Source organism: Cellulomonas sp. P5_C6 (assembly GCF_054049635.1).
On the sequence record NZ_JBFULZ010000012.1, the window covers coordinates 23,971 to 38,232 of the forward strand.

Annotated in this window: 19 protein-coding genes and 3 tRNA genes; 10 read left to right on the forward strand and 12 right to left on the reverse strand. The window is 72.7% G+C overall.

Features of this window, described 5'->3' with window-relative positions:
- The first annotated feature begins 20 nt into the window (after positions 1–20).
- On the forward strand, positions 21–1,058 hold the full coding sequence (rsgA, locus tag ACXJKG_RS02690; RefSeq protein WP_456844219.1) for a ribosome small subunit-dependent GTPase A: 1,038 nt from the start codon (positions 21–23) through the stop codon (positions 1,056–1,058).
- Here rsgA and ACXJKG_RS02695 read toward each other — a convergent pair whose 3' ends face one another.
- Positions 1,059–1,961, reverse strand: coding sequence for a hypothetical protein (locus ACXJKG_RS02695; protein WP_456844220.1), 903 nt, complete (start codon positions 1,959–1,961; stop codon positions 1,059–1,061).
- A gap of 1 nt (position 1,962) precedes the next feature.
- Positions 1,963–2,574 carry a hypothetical protein gene (locus ACXJKG_RS02700; protein WP_456844221.1) on the reverse strand — a complete coding sequence of 204 codons (612 nt, stop codon included), beginning with the start codon at positions 2,572–2,574 and terminating at the stop codon, positions 1,963–1,965.
- A 215-nt stretch (positions 2,575–2,789) separates the two neighbouring features.
- Between ACXJKG_RS02700 and ACXJKG_RS02705 the strand changes: the two genes are divergently transcribed.
- A complete protein-coding gene (locus tag ACXJKG_RS02705) occupies positions 2,790–4,169 on the forward strand; it encodes a glycoside hydrolase family 6 protein (RefSeq protein ID WP_456844222.1) in 1,380 nt (459 codons plus the stop codon).
- A gap of 1 nt (position 4,170) precedes the next feature.
- On the opposite strand, the gene trpS is transcribed toward ACXJKG_RS02705, so the two are convergent.
- The gene (gene trpS / locus ACXJKG_RS02710; RefSeq protein WP_456844223.1) at positions 4,171–5,145 is read right to left on the reverse strand and encodes a tryptophan--tRNA ligase; all 975 of its coding nucleotides are present in this window, start codon (positions 5,143–5,145) and stop codon (positions 4,171–4,173) included.
- Between the two features lie 203 nt (positions 5,146–5,348).
- On the opposite strand from trpS, the gene ACXJKG_RS02715 reads away from it, so the two are divergent.
- Genes ACXJKG_RS02715 through purM form a run of 4 tightly spaced genes read left to right on the forward strand, consistent with a single transcriptional unit; the run spans position 5,349 to position 8,938 of the window.
- Entirely contained in the window at positions 5,349–5,729 is a 381-nt protein-coding gene (locus tag ACXJKG_RS02715; RefSeq protein WP_456844224.1) for a sterol carrier family protein, read from the forward strand.
- Between the two features lie 25 nt (positions 5,730–5,754).
- Positions 5,755–6,213, forward strand: coding sequence for a histidine kinase (locus tag ACXJKG_RS02720; protein WP_456844225.1), 459 nt, complete (start codon positions 5,755–5,757; stop codon positions 6,211–6,213).
- A 50-nt stretch (positions 6,214–6,263) separates the two neighbouring features.
- Positions 6,264–7,811: an amidophosphoribosyltransferase gene (gene purF, locus ACXJKG_RS02725; RefSeq protein ID WP_456844226.1), complete on the forward strand. Its 1,548-nt coding sequence runs from the start codon at positions 6,264–6,266 to the stop codon at positions 7,809–7,811.
- On the forward strand, positions 7,808–8,938 hold the full coding sequence (gene purM, locus ACXJKG_RS02730; protein WP_456844227.1) for a phosphoribosylformylglycinamidine cyclo-ligase: 1,131 nt from the start codon (positions 7,808–7,810) through the stop codon (positions 8,936–8,938). Before purF ends, purM begins: the two co-directional genes overlap by 4 nt.
- Here purM and ACXJKG_RS02735 read toward each other — a convergent pair.
- A complete protein-coding gene (locus ACXJKG_RS02735; RefSeq protein ID WP_456844228.1) occupies positions 8,935–9,072 on the reverse strand; it encodes a hypothetical protein in 138 nt (45 codons plus the stop codon). The genes purM and ACXJKG_RS02735 overlap by 4 nt on opposite strands.
- An 8-nt stretch (positions 9,073–9,080) precedes the next feature.
- A complete protein-coding gene (locus ACXJKG_RS02740) occupies positions 9,081–9,293 on the reverse strand; it encodes a DUF3073 domain-containing protein (RefSeq protein WP_370502777.1) in 213 nt (70 codons plus the stop codon).
- Between the two features lie 510 nt (positions 9,294–9,803).
- On the opposite strand from ACXJKG_RS02740, the gene ACXJKG_RS02745 reads away from it, so the two are divergent.
- Complete coding sequence (locus ACXJKG_RS02745; protein ID WP_456844229.1) at positions 9,804–10,013, forward strand: BldC family transcriptional regulator; 210 nt, start codon at positions 9,804–9,806, stop codon at positions 10,011–10,013.
- A gap of 152 nt (positions 10,014–10,165) precedes the next feature.
- On the opposite strand, the gene ACXJKG_RS02750 is transcribed toward ACXJKG_RS02745, so the two are convergent.
- The 4 genes from ACXJKG_RS02750 to ACXJKG_RS02765 all read right to left on the reverse strand — a co-directional run bounded on the left by ACXJKG_RS02750 (position 10,166) and on the right by ACXJKG_RS02765 (position 12,514).
- Positions 10,166–10,495, reverse strand: coding sequence for a DUF3618 domain-containing protein (locus ACXJKG_RS02750; protein ID WP_456844230.1), 330 nt, complete (start codon positions 10,493–10,495; stop codon positions 10,166–10,168).
- Positions 10,492–10,902 carry a phage holin family protein gene (locus ACXJKG_RS02755; RefSeq protein ID WP_456844231.1) on the reverse strand — a complete coding sequence of 137 codons (411 nt, stop codon included), beginning with the start codon at positions 10,900–10,902 and terminating at the stop codon, positions 10,492–10,494. Before ACXJKG_RS02755 ends, ACXJKG_RS02750 begins: the two co-directional genes overlap by 4 nt.
- Positions 10,903–10,997: 95 nt before the next feature.
- A complete protein-coding gene (locus ACXJKG_RS02760; protein ID WP_456844232.1) occupies positions 10,998–11,438 on the reverse strand; it encodes a phage holin family protein in 441 nt (146 codons plus the stop codon).
- Positions 11,439–11,488: 50 nt separating this feature from the next.
- Positions 11,489–12,514 (reverse strand): DUF389 domain-containing protein, encoded by a 1,026-nt coding sequence (locus ACXJKG_RS02765; RefSeq protein ID WP_456844233.1) that lies wholly within the window; start codon positions 12,512–12,514, stop codon positions 11,489–11,491.
- Positions 12,515–12,680: 166 nt separating this feature from the next.
- Here ACXJKG_RS02765 and ACXJKG_RS02770 point away from each other — a divergent pair, with 166 nt between their 5' ends.
- Positions 12,681–13,127, forward strand: coding sequence for a DUF6325 family protein (locus ACXJKG_RS02770; RefSeq protein ID WP_456844234.1), 447 nt, complete (start codon positions 12,681–12,683; stop codon positions 13,125–13,127).
- Positions 13,127–13,492 carry an SHOCT domain-containing protein gene (locus ACXJKG_RS02775; RefSeq protein ID WP_456844235.1) on the forward strand — a complete coding sequence of 122 codons (366 nt, stop codon included), beginning with the start codon at positions 13,127–13,129 and terminating at the stop codon, positions 13,490–13,492. The genes ACXJKG_RS02770 and ACXJKG_RS02775 overlap by 1 nt, the downstream gene beginning before the upstream one ends.
- Before the next feature lie 52 nt (positions 13,493–13,544).
- On the opposite strand, the gene ACXJKG_RS02780 is transcribed toward ACXJKG_RS02775, so the two are convergent.
- The 3 genes from ACXJKG_RS02780 to ACXJKG_RS02790 form a co-directional block, all read right to left on the reverse strand.
- Positions 13,545–13,617 (reverse strand) — tRNA-Phe (locus tag ACXJKG_RS02780).
- Positions 13,618–13,629: 12 nt separating this feature from the next.
- Positions 13,630–13,703: transfer RNA gene (locus tag ACXJKG_RS02785), tRNA-Asp, on the reverse strand.
- 39 nt (positions 13,704–13,742) lie between these two features.
- Positions 13,743–13,815, reverse strand: a tRNA-Glu gene (locus tag ACXJKG_RS02790).
- Between the two features lie 138 nt (positions 13,816–13,953).
- Here ACXJKG_RS02790 and ACXJKG_RS02795 point away from each other — a divergent pair.
- Positions 13,954–14,262: metallopeptidase family protein (locus tag ACXJKG_RS02795; RefSeq protein WP_456844236.1), on the forward strand; the 309-nt coding region annotated here is incomplete at its 3' end.

Here is a 14,262-nt window from a genome sequence, read left to right on the forward strand (position 1 = left end):
ACGTACCTACCGTCGAGGTCGTGCCACTCGATCCCTCTCCCGACCACGTCCGCGTGGTGCGCGCCGACAAGGGCGCGGTCCTCGTGCTGCCCGCGGGCGCGCTCGACGAGGGGGATCCCCGCCGCGTGACGCTCGACCGCGACGGGCTGGTGGCCACGGAGGACGGTGAGCGCCTCGCGCCGACGGTCGGGGACTGGCTGCTCGTCGACGAGGTCGACGGCGGAGCGCACGCCCGCACGCTCGGCGCCCGTCGCACGGCCCTGGTCCGCGACACGGCCGGGGAGACGTCCCGCGTGCAGGCGCTGGCCGCGAACATCGACGTCGTGCTGGTGGTCGAGCACCTCGATCCGGACCCGGACCTCGGCCGGGTCGAGCGGCTGCTCACGCTGGCGTGGCGCTCGGGCGCCCGGCCCGTGGTCGTGCTCACCAAGGCGGACCTGGTCCCGGACCCGGCGGGCATGGCCGACKAGGTCGCCGCGGTCGCCCTGGCCGTCGACGTGCACGCGGTGAGCGTCCCCACGGGCCAGGGTCTCGACCCCGTCCGGGCCCTGCTCGTGCCGGGCACCACGCTGGTCGCCGTCGGGCCCTCCGGCGCGGGCAAGTCCACGCTGGTCAACGCGCTGGCCGGCCGCGAGGTCATGGCGACCGGCGGGCGGCGTGCGGACGGCCGCGGCCGGCACACCACGACCCACCGCGAGCTCGTCCCGCTGGCGGGTGGGGCGGTGCTCATCGACACGCCCGGCATCCGCGGCGTCGGGCTGGTGGCGGACGCCGAGGCGCTGGACACCACGTTCGCCGACGTCGCGGTGCTCGCCGCGCAGTGCCGGTTCGCCGACTGCCACCACGCCGGCGAGCCGGGGTGCGCGATCGAGGCGGCCGTCGACAGCGGGGAGCTGCCCGAGCGCCGGTTCGAGAGCTGGCGCCGCCTGGCGCGGGAGGCGGCCTACCAGGCGCGTCGGTCCGACGCCCGGCTGGCCGCCGAGGAGAAGCACCGCTGGAAGCAGAGGACTCGCGAGTACCAGCGGGGCATGCGGGGACCCGGTCGGCCCCGCGACTAGCTAGCCCGGTGGCACGTTGACGAACTGGAACTGCAGCCGCACGTCCGCGGTCCTCGGGACCATCAGGGTCGTCGCGCTGGCGGACCAGGCGGAGGGCACCAGGAACATCGCGGTGGGCCCCTGCACCAGCAGCCGTAGCCCCCGGTAGCGGTAGCGCGGCTGCTCGGTGAGCAGGGCGCAGGCGGGGTCGGGGGCGTCGCCGGTGGTCCAGCAGAGGTCCTCGGGCGCGCCGACCGTGTTGCGCAGGTGCAGGTCGGAGGGGCTGTCGAGGATGACGGCGGGCAGGTCGTCGAGGTTGCGGGCCGTCTGCTGCGCCTGCCCGCGGCCGGACCAGTCGGCGGTGATGGACACGGCCCAGAACGCGGCCGCGAGGACGAGCACCCACATCCCGGCGACGATCCCGGGGGCCCGGGTCGTCGCGTACCCGAGCGTCAGCGCGCAGACCGCGGCGCCGACCCCGATCAGCGCCGCCGACACCAGCGACAGGTACGGCCACGCCCCCCACCACGCGTACGCCACGAGGAGCACGAGGCCTGCCCCCAGCACCACGCAGCCGGCGGTCACCCACACGCGGGCGGTGCGCTGGACCCGGGCTTCCCCGCCGTCGACCGCTCGTGCCTCCCGCGCGCGGACGTCGATCCGGCCGTGCAGAGCGACCACGGCCACCGAGACGACGGTGAGCACCAGCAGGGGGACCAGCAGCGGCTGCGGGCTGCGCATCACGTAGTCGCGCGGCGTGAGCCCGATGGTGTCGACGTCCACCCCGAAGTAGGCGTACTCCGACCGCGTGAACACGTACCCGAAGTAGAAGAGCAGCGTGGTCACCAGCGTGATCGGCGCGGCGATCTGCGTCGCCAGCGTGAGCCACCCGGGCAGCGCGCGGCCGCTCGGGGTTGTCGCCACGTCAGCCGTCCCCGTTGGTGACCGCGAAGCTCTCCAGGTCGAGGTCCGGCGAGACGTCCGGGGCGGCGCCGAGGGCCGTGGCCGCGTCGTCGCAGTCGGCGGTCGTCGCGGGCTCGGCGCAGGCGAACGTGCCCTGCATCCCGACGAGCGCCTTCGCGCCGGCCTCGGCGGTCGGCCCGCTGTCCCGGGCGAACCCGACCAGGCAGCCCGAGTTGTCGACCGTGATCGTCGCGCCGATGCAGGCGGGGCCGGACTGGCCGGTGCAGGCGTCGGCGTAGACCGACCACGTGGCCGGCTGGACCTCGGCGTGCACGATGGCGAACGACATCCCCTCGGTCAGCTGTGGCGTCCCCTCGCCGCCCCAGTTCCAGAACAGGCAGACCACGCCGGCCTCCACCGAGGCGGGGGAGCCGGACCCGGCGACGGCGGTCGTGAGCACGGGCAGCGCGTCGCCCTGCTCCTGGGGCTGCTCGACGTCGCCCGAGCCCTTGGTGGGTGCGACGTCCGCGGCGGCGGCCGACGACGGCGCGGGTGCGGGCGTGGTGGGCGGCCCGGTGCAGGCGCCGAGGGTGACGACGAGGACGAGCGCGGTGAGCAGGCGTCGACGCAGCATGGCCAGACCTCCCACGCGGCGGCCGGGTGCATCACCGCGCCACCTCCCAGGATGGCCGCGATCGGTCCACGTGACGAGCCCCGGCGCGCGGAAGCGCATCGACGACCCGGTTCGGATGGCTAAACGATTCGGATCCGGCCGATCGCTCGCCAGACCGTCGGGGCGTCGGGTTTCCTCGTCGAGACCTGGTGCCCGCCGCCGTCCCGAGGAGTCCCATGCCCACCCGCAGAAGCATCACCGCGCTGCTCGCCGCCGCGGCCGTCGCGGTGGCCGGCCTGACCGCCGTCACCGCCAGCGCCGCGCAGGCTGCCCCCGGCTGCAAGGTCGACTACCAGGTGACCAACCAGTGGCAGGGCGGCTTCGGCGTCAACGTGGTGGTCACCAACCTGGGCGACCCGGTGAGCGCGTGGACCGTCGGGTGGACGTTCGGGGCCGGCCAGAAGATCACCTCGCTGTGGAACGGCAGCGTCACCACCTCGGGCTCGTCGGTCTCCGTCGCCAGCCTGGCGTGGAACGGCTCTCTGGCGACGAACGCGCAGACGAGCTTCGGCTTCAACGGCTCCTGGAGCGGCACCAACCCGGTGCCCACCGCGTTCACCGTGAACGGGACCGCGTGCACGGGCACCACCCCGACGACGACGCCTACCGTGACACCCACACCCACGACGACCCCGAAGCCCACCCCGACCCCCACCCCGACGGTGACCGTGACCCCGACCCCCACACCGAGCCCGACACCGACCACGCCCCCCACGGCGAGCGGCTTCTACGTCGACCCGACCACGCAGGGCTACCGCGCGTGGCAGGTGGCCACGGGCACGGACAAGGCGCTGCTGGAGAAGATCGCGCTGACCCCGCAGGCGTACTGGGTGGGCAACTGGGCCGACGCCGCGCACTCCAAGGCCGAGGTCGCCGACTACACGGGCCGCGCGGTCGCCGCCGGCAAGACCCCGATGCTCGTCATCTACGCGATCCCGGGCCGCGACTGCGGCTCCTACTCGGGCGGTGGCGTCGCCGAGAGCGCGTACGCGGCGYGGATCGACGCGGTCGCCGCGGGGATCCAGGGCAAGCCGTACGTCGTCCTCGAGCCGGACGCCCTCGCCCAGCTGGGCGACTGCGCCGGACAGGGCGACCGGGTCGGCTACCTCAAGTACGCGGCCAAGTCCCTGACCMTCAAGGGCGCCCGCGTCTACATCGACGCCGGCCACTCGTCGTGGCTGCCCGTGAGCACCGCCGTGAGCCGGCTCAACCAGGTCGGCTTCGAGTACGCGGTGGGCTTCGCGCTCAACACGTCGAACTACCAGACCACGGCGGCGTCGAAGACCTACGGCCAGCAGATCTCGCAGCAGTTGGGCGGCAGGAAGTTCGTCATCGACACCTCGCGCAACGGCAACGGCTCCAACGGCGAATGGTGCAACCCGAGCGGTCGCGCTCTCGGCGAGAGGCCGACGCTGGTGAACGACGGCTCGGGACTCGACGCCCTCCTGTGGGTCAAGCTCCCCGGCGAGTCGGACGGCACCTGCAACGGCGGCCCGGCCGCCGGCGCCTGGTTCCCGAGCATGGCCCTCGAGCTGGCCCGCAACGCGACGTGGTGAGTCAGCCGTAGACCATCCCCATGAGCTCGCGGACGTCACGGATCGTGGCGTCCGCAAGCTCGTTCGCGTGCGCGTTCCCGCGGGCGAGGATGTCGGGCACCAGGCCGCGGTCCGCGGCGAACAGGGCGCGGCGAGCGCGCAGCGGCGCGAGGTGCTCGACGAGCGCGTCGGCAGTCACGGCCTTGAGCCGGGCCGAGCCGCCCGACCCGATCTCGTCGGCGATCGTCGACGGGTCGACGCCCGTGCACAGCGACGCCAGGAGCAGCAGGTTCGCGACCTCGGGCCGCGCGTCCGGGTCGTACGTGATGGTCCGGTCGGAGTCGGTCTTGGCGGACCGGATCGCGGCGACCGTCTGGTCGGCGGTCGCGCGCAGCTCGATGGCGTTGCCCCGGCTCTTGCTCATCTTGCGGCCGTCGGTCCCCAGCACCACCGGCGCCGCCGACAGCAGCGCCTCCGGCTCGGCGAAGCACGGGCCGTACCGCTGGGTGAACCGCCGCGCGACGGTCCGGGTCAGCTCCAGGTGCGGCAGCTGGTCCTTGCCCACGGGCACGACGTCGGCGTGGCAGAACAGGATGTCCGCGGCCTGGTGCACCGGGTAGGTCAGCAGCAGCCCGGACAGCGACCGGCCGGAGTCGGCCAGCTCCTGCTTGACGGTGGGGTTGCGCTCCAGCTCCGCGACGGACACCAGCGACAGGAACGGCAGCATCAGCTGGTGCAGGGCCGGGACCGCGCTGTGCGTGAAGATCGTCGCCGCGTCGGGGTCGATGCCCGCGGCGAGGTAGTCGAGCACGATCTCGTGCACATTCCCGGCGACGTCGCCCACCACCTCCCGGTCGGTGATGACCTGGTAGTCGGCGAGCACCAGGAACGTCTCGACGCCGGACTGCTGCAGGTGGACCCGGTTGGCGACCGTGCCGAACAGGTGACCGATGTGCAGGGGACCGGTGGGGCGCTCACCGGTGAGCATGCGTGCCATGAGGACTCCTTCGTGGAGCAGGCTGCGCACGTGCCTCGAGACAGCGATGCCCCCGTAGCCGCGTGAGCAGCTCGGGGGCAGGACGACCGCGGGCTGCGTCTAGTGCAGCCAGCGCCAGGTCGTGGAGGACATGGCGACGAGGCTAGCCGCGCCGGGCCACCCGCGGAAGCCCCGGGCGCGGCGGGCCGAGGCAGAATCGCCCCATGCCCCCGCGCCGCCGCACCGACCCCGCCGACGGCCGCGCTGCGCTCGCGGTGTGGCGCGCGGACCCCGCGGGGGTGCCGACGACGGCCCGGCGCACCGCGGTCCGGTTCACGCTCGAGGAGCTCGCCGAGGTGGCGCCGGGCAACGCGGTCGAGGTCCGGGTCCCGCCGGACGGTGCCGTGCAGGCCGTGGAGGGTCCTCGTCACACCCGGGGCACCCCGCCCAACGTCGTCGAGACCGATGCCCAGACCTGGCTGGCGCTGGCGACGGGTGCCCTGACCTGGGAGAACGCCGCAGCCGACGGCCGGATCCGGGCCTCCGGCGAGCGCGCCGACCTGCGCGAGTGGCTCCCGCTCCAGGCCGCCCGCGACCGTGGCTGACGCGCGCCTGACCTACGATCACGGGGTGCCGAACGACCCCCAGCCGCAGGACGCCGCCGACGAGACCGCGGTCCCGACGAGCGAGCCCGCAGCCGCCGAGCCTGCAGCGGCCGAGCCCGCGGGCGCCGAGCCCGCAGCCGCCGAGCCCGCGCTCGACGCCCGCGGGGTGCCGATCCCGTCCGAGCAGGAGCTGGCCGCCGTCGCGCAGCCCGCCACGGTGCGGCACGCACCGAAGTTCGGCGCGTTCATCACGGCGGGTGCGCTCGTGGGCGCGGTCGTCGGCCTCATCCTCACCGTGGTGGTCGAGCCCGCCCTGCCGCGCGCCGCCGACGGCTCCGGCTTCATCTCCTTCCTCGACGGCGAGGGTGCGGTCCGCACGTGGATGGCCGTCGCCGGTGCGGTGCTCGGCGGCTTCGTCGGCGGGCTGGTCGCCGTGGTGGCGGACCGGCGCAGCGTGCGCCGCGCCACCTCCGCCGACGTCTGACCCGTGGTGCGCATGGCCGCCGACGCCGGGGCGTGTGCGACCATAGGGTCGTGGCCCCCCGCGCAGACGGACGTCTGAACCACGACCTCCTCCCCAACGAAAAAGGCCCCCAGGACGCTTGTGGCGTCTTCGGCGTCTGGGCTCCAGGCGAGGAAGTCGCCAAGCTCACCTACTTCGGCCTGTACGCGCTGCAGCACCGCGGCCAGGAGTCGGCGGGCATCGCCACCTCCAACGGCCAGCAGCTGCTCGTCTACAAGGACATGGGCCTGGTGTCCCAGGTCTTCGACGAGACCGCGCTGAACGCCCTGCAGGGCCACATCGCCATCGGGCACGCGCGGTACTCGACCACCGGTGGCAGCACCTGGGAGAACGCGCAGCCGACGCTCGGACCCACGTCCGCCGGCACCGTCGCCCTGGGCCACAACGGCAACCTCACCAACACGGCCGAGCTGGTCGACCTCGTCGCGGAGCGCTACGGCAGCCAGCGGCGCGGCGAGCTGGCCCGCGGCAACACCACCGACACGGCGCTGATCACCGCGCTGCTGGCGGGGGACCCGGACCACACCCTCGAGGCCACCGCCCTCGAGGTGCTCCCGCGTCTGCGCGGCGCGTTCAGCCTCGTGTTCATGGACGAGCACACCCTCTACGCCGCGCGGGACCCGCAGGGCGTCCGCCCCCTGGTGCTCGGCCGGCTGGAGCGCGGCTGGGTCGTGGCCAGCGAGACCCCTGCCCTCGACATCGTCGGCGCCTCGTTCGTCCGGGAGATCGAGCCCGGCGAGTTCATCGCGATCGACGCCGACGGCCTGCGCAGCAGCCGCTTCGCGGCGGCGGACCGCGCCGGATGCGTCTTCGAGTACGTGTACCTGGCCCGCCCGGACACCTCGATCGCGGGCCGGTCCGTGCACGCCGCGCGCGTCGCCATGGGCCGACGCCTGGCCGTCGAGCACCCCGTCGAGGCCGACCTCGTCATCCCGGTGCCCGAGTCGGGCACACCCGCGGCCGTCGGGTACGCCGCCGAGTCGGGGATCACGTTCGGCCAGGGGCTCACCAAGAACGCCTACGTCGGGCGCACGTTCATCCAGCCGTCGCAGACCCTGCGCCAGCTGGGCATCCGGCTCAAGCTCAACCCGCTCAAGGAAGTCATCCGCGGCAAGCGGCTCGTGGTCGTCGACGACTCGATCGTCCGCGGCAACACGCAGCGCGCGCTCATCCGCATGCTGCGCGAGGCCGGCGCGGCCGAGGTGCACGTGCGGATCAGCTCGCCGCCGGTGAAGTGGCCGTGCTTCTACGGCATCGACTTCGCGTCCCGCGCCGAGCTCATCGCCAACGGCCTCGCGGTCGACGAGATCGCCGCGTCGCTGGGCGCCGACTCCCTCGGCTACATCTCCCCGGAGGGCATGATCGCCGCCACCGAGCAGCCCGCGTCGCAGCTGTGCGCCGCCTGCTTCACGGGTCAGTACCCGATCGAGCTGCCGCCGGACGACCGGCTGGGCAAGTTCCTGCTCGAGCAGAACGAGCTGCCGCTGGGTGCGCCCGAGGACGGTCTGCTCTCGATCGTCCCGGGCGCCGGCGGCGCGACCGCGCTGGACCACCCGTGAGCGGGGCGCAGGGCACGCAGGTCACCTATGCCACGGCCGGGGTCGACACCGAGGCCGGTGACAAGGCCGTCGAGCTGATGAAGGACGCCGTGCGCGCGACGCACGGCCCGCAGGTGCTCGGCGGCGTCGGCGGCTTCGCGGGGCTCTACGACGCGAGCGCGCTGCTGACGTACCGCAAGCCGCTCCTGGCCACCTCGACCGACGGCGTCGGCACCAAGGTCGCCATCGCGCAGGCCCTCGACATCCACGACACGATCGGGTTCGACCTGGTCGGCATGGTCGTCGACGACATCGTCGTGGTCGGCGCCAAGCCGCTGTTCATGACCGACTACATCGCCTGCGGCCGGGTGGTGCCCGAGCGCATCGCGGGCATCGTGCGCGGCATCGCGGCGGCGTGCTCGGTGGCCGGGACCGCGCTCGTCGGCGGCGAGACCGCGGAGCACCCGGGGCTGCTGGGTCCCGACGAGTACGACGTGGCCGGTGCCGCGACCGGCGTCGTCGAGGCCGACCAGCTGCTGGGTCCGGAGCGGGTCCGAGCCGGCGACGTGCTGCTGGCGCTGGGCTCGAGCGGCCTGCACTCCAACGGTTACTCGCTGGTGCGCAAGGTGGTCTCGGTGGCCGGCTGGTCCCTGGACCGGCACGTCGACGAGCTGGGCCGCACGCTGGGCGAGGAGCTCCTGGAGCCCACCCGCGTCTACGCGAGCGACTGCCTCGCGCTGGTCGAGCGTGCCGGGGTCGCCGGGCTGCACGCGTACAGCCACGTGACCGGCGGTGGGCTCGCGTCGAACGTCGCGCGCGTGCTGCCGCAGGGTCTCGTGGCGGACATCGACCGCGGCGGCTGGACGCTGCCGCCGGTGTTCTCGCTGGTCCAGCGCCTCGGACAGGTCCCGTGGACCGACCTCGAGGGCACGCTGAACCTGGGCGTGGGCATGGTCGCGATCGTCGCCCCCGACGCCGTCGCCGGGGTGCTCGCGCACGCCGCGGAGCTGGGCCTTCCGGCGTGGGAGCTGGGCACCGTGCGCGACGCGGACCCGACCACCGACGTGGTCGGCGCCCCCGGGTTCGTCGCCGGCACCAAGGGCGTGCACGGCGGAGCGGTCCAGCTGACCGGTGCGTACCGGGTCTAGCCCGTCGACAGCACGACCACCGGCAGCGCGACCACCGGCAGCACCCTGGCCCCGAACGTGACGAGCGAGACGGGCGGCAGGAGTCCTGCCGCCGTCTCGCTCGACGATCCCGCGACGTGCGCCGGATCAGCCACGTACCGCGTCAGCGGTCGTCGTCGGACCAGCGCCGGTAGTCGTCGCTGTCGTCGTCAGTGTCCGTGTCCACAGCCGCGCGAGGGCGGTTGTCGGTCACGACATCGTTGTGGCCGTGCGACGTGAGCTCCTGCTCGAGAGCTCGGTAGTTGGTCTCCGGGCTGAAGTACTTCAGCTCCCGGGCCACCTTCGTCTGCTTAGCCTTCTGACGGCCGCGCCCCATGGCATCGACCCCCTCTTACGTGGATGCGGGGCGGCTCCGTGCTGACACGTGCGGCCCCGGGGTGCTGAATCGTCTCTTCGTGGGGCAACGGTACATGCTCGTTCGGTATTCCGACCACTCGCCGGGGGCGACACGCATCACGTCGGGCCGGCGGGTGCGACGATGGACTCGGACCCATGTCCAGGTTCGTGCCGACTCGCCCCGCGCGTCGGCGCGTATGACCGTTTGGTCGGGTTTATGGTGGTGCCACGACTCGCGGGTCGCGCTACATGAGAAGTGTATGAGGGTCGTGTGAAGATCCGTTACGGGACCGTGTCCTGGAATGCGGTATCTGCGGCTTTCGTTCATGCTAGGTAGGCGTCGTCCGATTTGCCTGTCCGTGAGTCAACGGCGACGCTGGATGGATAACGTTTCACCCGCACGAGATGCACCCGCACGACCCGCACCTGTACTGGCCCGGGCGCCGACGCCGTCGGTGCAGCAGGCCGCACGCTTGCCAGGAGGCAGCTGATGAACGCACATCCCGCAGAATCCGAAGCACTGCTCACGCCCTCCGAGGTCGCGACGCTGTTCCGGGTCGATCCGAAGACCGTCACCCGTTGGGCGAAGGCCGGGAAGCTGTCGTCGATCCGCACCCTGGGTGGTCACCGTCGTTACCGCGAGTCCGAGGTGCGCGATCTGCTGAGCGGCATCCCGCAGCAGCGCCCGTCGGAAGGCTGAACGACCGTCCCACCCGGCCGAGGCCGTCGACCCTCCTCGACGCGCCCCGGCCGTCTCGTGCTCGGATGACGTCCGTCCACCACGTATGACGAGGACCCCCGCAGGCGCAAGGGCGCGCCCGCGGGGGTCCTCGTACGTCGGACGTGCGGCGATCAGCCCTTGTTGCGCCCCGCCGCGATGATCAGCGCCAGCAGGGCGGCCACCCCGAGCACGGCGCCACCCAGCACGGAGATCGCCTTCTTGCGGGCAGCGGGCTCGGTGCCCGAGCTCGTGGCGTCGACCCACAGCTGACGTCCCGACTCGACGGCGCGGCCGGCCTGCKCGCGCGGGTCCAGCCGGGCCACGAGCTCGTCGACCGTCGACGCCAGCTGGGCGCGGGTCACGGCCAGCTCGGACTCGAGTGCCACGATCTCGGGCGTGGTGAACGGCTTGGGCGCCTTCTCCGTCGAGGGCTTGTCCGTCTGGGGCTTGTCGTCGCTCATGCCGTGAACCCCGTCTTGACCGCGTCGATGTCCTTCTGCACGTTCTCGATGGCCTTGGCCGGCGTGGGCGGCGAGCCGGCCTTGATCCGGTTGATGCCGATGAGGACCAGCACCACGATGACCAGCAGCAGCACCACGCAGACGATCAGCGCCGCCAGCCAGAGGTCGAGCCAGATGTCGAGCACGATGATCGCCGTCGCGATCCCCGCGCCGAGCAGGTAGAGCGCGAGCACGGCACCGACGGCGACCAGCGCCGCACCGATCCCCAGCTGCTGCACGCGGCCCGTGACCTCGGCCTTGGCCAGGTCGATCTCGGCGCGGACGAGTCGGGCGGCCTGCTCACTGAGATCCGACACCAGCTGGCCGAGCGACTTCTCGTCACCCGGCGGTCCCGACTGCGTGCTCATGGGTACGACCTCTCGTGTGCACGTCCGTAGTGCCCTCAGTCTGGTGGTCGGCGATGCGGCGCGCGAGGGGTGAGTTGCGGATCACCCGCTGGGGTTCAGTCCTCCCAGGGGTGGACCTGCTCCTCGGCGGGGTGCACGGGCTCGTGGATGCGGACCACGGAGACGGCCGGGGGCGGCGGGAGGCGGCGCTTGGCCCAGGCCGCGACCCCGGCGCCGATCAGCAGGAGGGCGACGCCGATGATGAGCGCGGACAGCCACGGGTCGACGGCGTACGCGAGGCCGAGCACCCCGGCGGTGATGAGCAGGGCCAGCCCGAAGAACGTCAGGAGGGCCGCGGCGGCGAACCCGAGCGCGGACGGGCGGACCTCGACGGCGCGGGCCTTGACGCTGCGCGCGACCGCGTCGATCTCCGACTGGATGGCCTCCCGGACGTGGTCCTCGACCTCGGCGAACTTCTCGCGGGCGCGCCCGGCCAGCGGCTCGGTGATCCGGTCGAAGAAGCTGCGGGGTCGTTCGGCTCCGGGGGTGCCGGCCATGGGGTCCTCCTCGTGGGGCGTGCGGTGCGCCCAGACTAGGAGCAGAGGGGCTAGGTGCCCGGGACCGGCGCGGTGCACACGGTCGTGTGCGCGGGGCACAGCCGGGTGCCCCCGACGACGAGCCGCAACCGGACGTCGGTGTTCGCCAGCCCCTGCTCGTCGAACGCCTCGCGCAGGGTCTCCGGGTCCACCGACGGGGGAGGCCCGAGCGCGTTGACGGTGACGACGGCGTTGAGCGCGTCGACGGTCGTGATCTCCCAGCCCGCGTCGCGGGCCCACTGCTCCGCGATCGGCCGGGCCTGTGCCTCGATCGACTGGTCCCGCACGACCGAGAGCGAACCGRCGGTCAGCGGGATCGCCACGAGGACGACCAGGGCGGCGACCAGCACGAACGTGGTCCCTCGGACGCGGCCGACGGGGTAGCCGGCGGCGACGGCCGCGGGTCTCACGCCGGCGAGGACGAGGACCAGCGTCCCCGTGGCGATGATGGCGGCGACGTTGGTGGCGAAGAGGAGGGCCGACTGCGCCGCGTCGGCGGTCCGGCCGACCTGCAGGAGCAGGCCGGTCACCGAGAGCGGCGGGACGAGCGAGATGGCGATCGCCACGCCCGGCAGCGTGTCGGAGATGTCGGACCGGATCAGGGCGAACGCCCCGACCGTCCCCGTCGCCAGCGCGGCGAGCAGGTCGATGAGCTTCGGGCTGATCCGTCCGGCCACCTGGGAGTTGCCGACGAAGTCGTCGGACGGATGGGCCAGCAGCCCCACCAGGTACCCGATGGCGACCACGACGAGCGCGCCGAGCAGGACGTGGACCAGGCTGCGCACCAGGTGGGGGCGGTCGGCGAGCACGAGCGAGAACGCCACGCCGAGGATCGGAGTCATCAGCGGTGCCACGATCATCGCGCCGATGACGGTGGCGGTGGAGTCGGCGATCACGCCCGCCGTGGCGATGATCGACGCCAGGACGAGCAGTACCCAGAACCGCGTCGACGACCTGCTGGTGATCGGCGGCTCGATGAACACGGCCCCGGCGATGCGCTCCACGTCGGCCGGCACGACGTTGCTCAGGCTGTTCATGACACCTCTTCCGCGCGGGTGCTGCTCGGGCCATCGTCGCCGAGCCGCCGACCCCGACGAGGGCGGCGCGCCGCCTGCTTCGACCGTTCCGGCCGGTATCCGCGAAGTCGTCCTGGTTGGTGGTAGAACAGCCAAGGCAGACCGCCTGAGCACAGAGGAGCTCGTGATGGCAGCAGTGGATGTAGACCAGCTGGGACACGTCGACGTGGCGATCGTCCTGTTCGACGGCCTCGACGTGGGTGACGAGGTGGCGCAGGCGCTCAGCGAGCTGCACGCCTCCGGCACCGTGCGCATCATCGACCTGGCCGAGGTGAGCAAGGACGCTGCCGGTGCGGTCACGGTGATCGAGCCGTCGGAGGGCGAGACGGGCACGGCGCTGGACTCGGTGGGGGACGACCCGCTGGACCTGCTGAGCGAGGCGGACCTGTTCGAGATCGGCGAGGGGCTCGAGCCGGGGCAGACCGCGCTCGTCGTCGTGTGGGACAACGCGTGGGCCGTCAAGCTGGCCACGGCGGTGCGGAGCTCGGGCGGCGAGGTCGTCGCGTTCGAGCGGATACCGCGGGAGATCGTGCAGATCGCCATCGAGGCGCTGAGTGAAGGAGCTGGTGAGTGATGCGCGGACGACGGATCGGACGCCCCGGGCTGGTCGGGACCATGGCGCGGACCGCCGTGATCGCGGGGACCGCCACCGCGGTGAGCGGCGGCATGCAGCGACGGCAGATGGGCAAGGCCCAGGACGCGCAGGACCAGCAGTACGCCGAGCAGCAGGCGGCGGCCCAGCAGCAGCAGGCGATGGTCGACCAGGCGGCGGCGCAGGCAGCGGCCCAGGTGCAGGCTCAGCAGGCGGCGGCAGCGCCTGCCGCGGCACCGCAGACCGATGTCATCGCCCAGCTCAAGCAGCTCGCCGACCTCAAGGCGGCCGGCGTGCTCGACGACGCCGAGTTCGCCGCGGCGAAGGCCAAGGTCCTCGCCGGCTGACCCCATCATGACGAAGCCCCGCTCCGGAGAGATCCGGGCGGGGCTTCTGATGTGGCCACTGGCAGGGTCGAACTGCCGACCTTTCGATTTTCAGTCGAACGCTCTACCAACTGAGCTAAGTGGCCATACGTACCGAGCGACCCCGACGGGACTTGAACCCGCGACCTCCGCCGTGACAGGGCGGCGCGCTAACCAACTGCGCTACGGGGCCTTGGATGAAGCTGCAAGGCCTGTACTGCTGAACTGCTCGTACCCCCAACGGGATTCGAACCCGTGCTACCGCCGTGAAAGGGCGGGGTCCTAGGCCGCTAGACGATGGGGGCTTGTCCAACGCGAACATCCAACCCCCAACGCCGAGGCGCCGGATGACCGGTGACGAGCATACGGGTTGTTCGGCCCGAACTCCAAAGCGGCGGGATGTGGCTGCGATCACCCCGCCCTGAGCAGGCAGGATGGACCCCATGGTCGACATGTCGCGTGAGGAGTTCGAGGACGCAGTCCGCGACGCGCTCGACGAGATCCCGGACGAGCTGGCCGCCCTGATGGACAACGTCGTGGTGCTGGTGGAGGACGAGTCGCCCGAGGGTGAGGTCGAGCTGCTCGGCCTGTACGAGGGGACGCCGCTGACCGAGCGCGGCGAGTTCTGGGCCACGGGGTCGCTGCCCGACCGGATCACGATCTTCCGGCTGCCGACGCTGGCCATCTGCGACGAGCGCGCCGACGTGGTCGAGGAGGTCGCCGTCACGGTCGTGCACGAGATCGCGCACCAC

What these genes read in the sequence shown, in the direction of transcription:
- ACXJKG_RS02775 (WP_456844235.1), top strand. Translation starts at nt 13,127, where the DNA reads ATGCGCGGACGACGGATCGGACGCCCCGGGCTGGTCGGGACCATGGCG.
- ACXJKG_RS02745 (WP_456844229.1), top strand. Translation starts at nt 9,804, where the DNA reads ATGAACGCACATCCCGCAGAATCCGAAGCACTGCTCACGCCCTCCGAG.
- ACXJKG_RS02770 (WP_456844234.1), top strand. Translation starts at nt 12,681, where the DNA reads ATGGCAGCAGTGGATGTAGACCAGCTGGGACACGTCGACGTGGCGATC.
- ACXJKG_RS02760 (WP_456844232.1), bottom strand. Translation starts at nt 11,438, where the DNA reads ATGGCCGGCACCCCCGGAGCCGAACGACCCCGCAGCTTCTTCGACCGG.
- ACXJKG_RS02700 (WP_456844221.1), bottom strand. Translation starts at nt 2,574, where the DNA reads ATGCTGCGTCGACGCCTGCTCACCGCGCTCGTCCTCGTCGTCACCCTC.
- ACXJKG_RS02755 (WP_456844231.1), bottom strand. Translation starts at nt 10,902, where the DNA reads ATGAGCACGCAGTCGGGACCGCCGGGTGACGAGAAGTCGCTCGGCCAG.
- ACXJKG_RS02715 (WP_456844224.1), top strand. Translation starts at nt 5,349, where the DNA reads ATGCCCCCGCGCCGCCGCACCGACCCCGCCGACGGCCGCGCTGCGCTC.
- ACXJKG_RS02740 (WP_370502777.1), bottom strand. Translation starts at nt 9,293, where the DNA reads ATGGGGCGCGGCCGTCAGAAGGCTAAGCAGACGAAGGTGGCCCGGGAG.
- trpS (WP_456844223.1), bottom strand. Translation starts at nt 5,145, where the DNA reads ATGGCACGCATGCTCACCGGTGAGCGCCCCACCGGTCCCCTGCACATC.